The 3,068-nt window shown below is 36.6% G+C and carries 5 protein-coding genes; 3 read left to right on the forward strand and 2 right to left on the reverse strand.

Translation table 11 applies throughout. The annotated features are described in order from the left end of the window. Positions 1 to 82: 82 nt before the first annotated feature. Together AB1349_13325 and AB1349_13330 are read right to left on the reverse strand one after the other, a co-directional pair. Positions 83 to 1,072, reverse strand: coding sequence for an IS1634 family transposase (locus AB1349_13325; GenBank protein ID MEW6558305.1), 990 nt, complete (start codon positions 1,070 to 1,072; stop codon positions 83 to 85). An 86-nt stretch (positions 1,073 to 1,158) separates the two neighbouring features. Next, on the reverse strand, positions 1,159 to 1,302 hold the full coding sequence (locus AB1349_13330; protein ID MEW6558306.1) for a hypothetical protein: 144 nt from the start codon (positions 1,300 to 1,302) through the stop codon (positions 1,159 to 1,161). A 397-nt stretch (positions 1,303 to 1,699) separates the two neighbouring features. Between AB1349_13330 and AB1349_13335 the strand changes: the two genes are divergently transcribed. The 3 genes from AB1349_13335 to AB1349_13345 are packed head-to-tail and all read left to right on the forward strand — an operon-like array spanning position 1,700 to position 2,654. After that, positions 1,700 to 1,993, forward strand: coding sequence for a nucleotidyltransferase family protein (locus AB1349_13335; protein MEW6558307.1), 294 nt, complete (start codon positions 1,700 to 1,702; stop codon positions 1,991 to 1,993). Beyond that, positions 1,990 to 2,343 carry a DUF86 domain-containing protein gene (locus AB1349_13340; protein MEW6558308.1) on the forward strand — a complete coding sequence of 118 codons (354 nt, stop codon included), beginning with the start codon at positions 1,990 to 1,992 and terminating at the stop codon, positions 2,341 to 2,343. Before AB1349_13335 ends, AB1349_13340 begins: the two co-directional genes overlap by 4 nt. Further along, positions 2,340 to 2,654 (forward strand): hypothetical protein, encoded by a 315-nt coding sequence (locus AB1349_13345; protein MEW6558309.1) that lies wholly within the window; start codon positions 2,340 to 2,342, stop codon positions 2,652 to 2,654. Before AB1349_13340 ends, AB1349_13345 begins: the two co-directional genes overlap by 4 nt. Positions 2,655 to 3,068 lie beyond the last annotated feature (414 nt).

The raw sequence follows: 3,068 nt of genomic DNA on the forward strand, positions 1-3,068 counted from the left end.
TTTGAGTTCATATACAGCGTGACTTGCTCGTTTTAGCTCCACATATTATTATACAAAATTTGGCAAAATTTGTCGGTCGCCTTCATCCCCGCAGCAAGCTGCGGGGTATTCGGCGACATTTAAATAAGTTTTCATCAAGCTGTTTATAGGTTTTTAAGTCTGGATCTATTATTTTAAGTATCTGCTTATCTCTTGATTTCATAGCAATTATATACTGAAAATTATGCTCTTTGATATTTTTAAGATTAGTTTTACTTACTAAGCCACGATCACAAACTAAGATACAACGATTTATCTTAAATCGTTTACTTAAATTCTCTAACGCATCCGCTAATGTATAAGTTTCAGGGTAATTCCCAGGATATACCTCTACAGCGATAGGAAAACCATCTTCTGTGACAACTAAAGCAAGAAGTATTTGATGACAACCAGGTTTACCATCTTTTGAATAACCATAATTTGCAATCTCTGGACCATCACCTTCGAAATAAGTGCTGGTTAAGTCGTAAAATACTATGTTAACCTTTAGGGTAAATAAATCGCAGAGTTTATTGAATAAATAATTTTCTATTTTTTCTTTTATTGCATAAAGATAATCTAAAGCACGATAGAAATTGTACCAATCAAGTTCTTTGTCTTCCAGTTCCTTGAGATAGATTTGCTTATACCATCTGCTTACTGCAAGATCACTTTTTGGTGCGATTAAATGGTTAAGCACTAAAATCAAAAGATAAATAACAACATCAAAAGTTACTTTTTTACCCTGCAGAAACGTTTTGATAGCATTTGTTAATTCAAGTTTGTCCCAGAGTGTTTTCACAACTAAAGGTTGACCAAAAAGTTGTGAGTTTTCCGTAGAAAGTTCATCCGGCTTAAATAGATTACCACTTGAATATCGTCTTAATTTTAATAGCAATGAATCAACACTTGTTTTTGTGTCAGGATTAGTGATTGCACCAAAAGAATATACTTTACGCTGTTTAATCCTGTTGCCTTCACGATAATTTTCAACCAGGACCAGGTAGCGATATTTTATACCATTTTGATTTGTTGTAATAATTCTCGGAAACATATTTTTCACCATAAATTATACAACAAAAAATTCAGTTTGTCAAGAGGAATCTTCATATTTTGATAAAAAAGTTGTCACTACACTTTTCAAAGAGCAAACCTGTTTCCGACGGAAACAGGTGTTAAATCAGTCCAAAATTTCTCCGACGGAACACCGTCGGGAAAAACAACTGTTAAACTTGGGTTGTTGCGAAGCAACTTTACAGGGTCATTCTGAATGAAATGAAGCATCTGACCCGGCAGGTCATGCCGAACGAAGTAAAGCAGCTCGCCCCCTCTGCTTTTTTATTTACAAAAGCTCAAAATGTAGTCTGCTGAAGTTAGTAGTTCCCCATCGTCTGTCATAGAAATGTTATTGTGAAGCCGATTTATCGGCTGAAGAATCGCTGTGTTAAAGACAAAACCATTCATTTTACCCCACCCCACCAGAAAACACCACCGCTTGCGGTGGAAATGAATCCCGCTCATCACAGACGGGAAAAAGGAAAAAGGGGACAGGTCTTTTTTTTCATAAAAGACGGGATTGTTTCCTCCGAATCAAGTTCGGGGGTCACAGTGACAAAATGGCTGGGCGTATGCCGGTCATTTTTTTATTGACTTTTGCAGTTTTTTTGCTATAATTTTTGTTATGAAAACACTCAACGAAATCAAAAACATAATACAAGCACATAAAACTGAATTACACGACAAATATAAAGTCAAAGAAATCGGTGTTTTCGGTTCATATGTCAGAAACACACAAACCCCAAAAAGCGATATTGATATTTTGGTTGGTTTTAACGAGACCATAAGCCTTCTGAAACTGGCGAGATTGGAAATATTTCTGGAAGATATTTTGGGTGTTAAAACGGAAGTTGTCCCAAAGGAAGATATCCGACAGGAATTGAAAAAAAATATTTTACAGAGTGTGGTTTATTTATGAAACGGAAATATATTCTTTTTATTAAGGATATATTAACTGCCTTAAAAAGTATTGAGGAGTTCACATTTGGTCTTACATATAAAGAGTTCACACAAGATAAAAAGACTAGCGATGCCGTGGTGCGAAATATTGAAATTATCGGAGAAGCGGTGAAAAATATTCCTTTATCGGTTCAGAAAGACAATCCCGATATTCCATGGCGAGAAATTGCTCGGATGAGAGACAAAATTGTTCATCATTATTTTGAGATTGACTTAGAAAAAGTTTGGAAAGTTGTGAAAGAAGATATCCCAGTGATTAAACCCTCTTTTGAACAGATAAATAACGAAACCGGAGGGAAAAAAGTATGAGTAGAAAAGAATTATTATTAAACGAGATTAATCGGATACAGGAACCTTTGATAGATGAGATATGCAGAACTGTGCCAAGAACTGTGCCATGCAAGAACTGTGCCAGAGAACTGGAGAAGAACTGTGCCAGAGAACTGGAGAACTGTGCCAGGAGAACGAGAACTGAACGAGAACTGTGCCAAACGAGAACTGCAAGAACTGCAAGAACTGTGCCAGCAAGAACTGCAAGAACTGTGCAAGAACTGAGAACTGTGCCAGAGAACTGCAGAGAACTGGCAGAGAACTGTGCCAGAGAACTGTGCCAGACTTGAAATTTTCAAATTTTTTGATCACTATGCGAACTGCGAACTGTGCCAGACTTGAAATTTTCAAATTTTTTGATCACTAAAAACATGCCAAGAAAATTGAGGATAAAATTTCCGAGAAACAACTGACAGGTCCTTTTCTTACGGGGTTTATTCCACATTTTTATAAAAGACGCGATTGTTTTGCAGAGTTTATCCCGTAGATTCCCGCTCCCCGTTTTCACGGGGACAAGTTTCGCGGGAATGACACATACGGGGGGGCACAATGATAAAATGGCTGGGGTGGTGACAGTCAGCTCAAGATTTGCCATAAGGGATAGGTAAGGTCGGTAAAAGCGAAAATTTTTTTGCAGGGCTTGACACCCTATTATTTTTTTGCTAAAATAGTATTAGTAATATAAATATATTACTAATATACAA

This window comes from Elusimicrobiota bacterium, assembly GCA_040757695.1.
Classification (GTDB): Bacteria; Elusimicrobiota; UBA8919; order UBA8919; family UBA8919; genus JBFLWK01.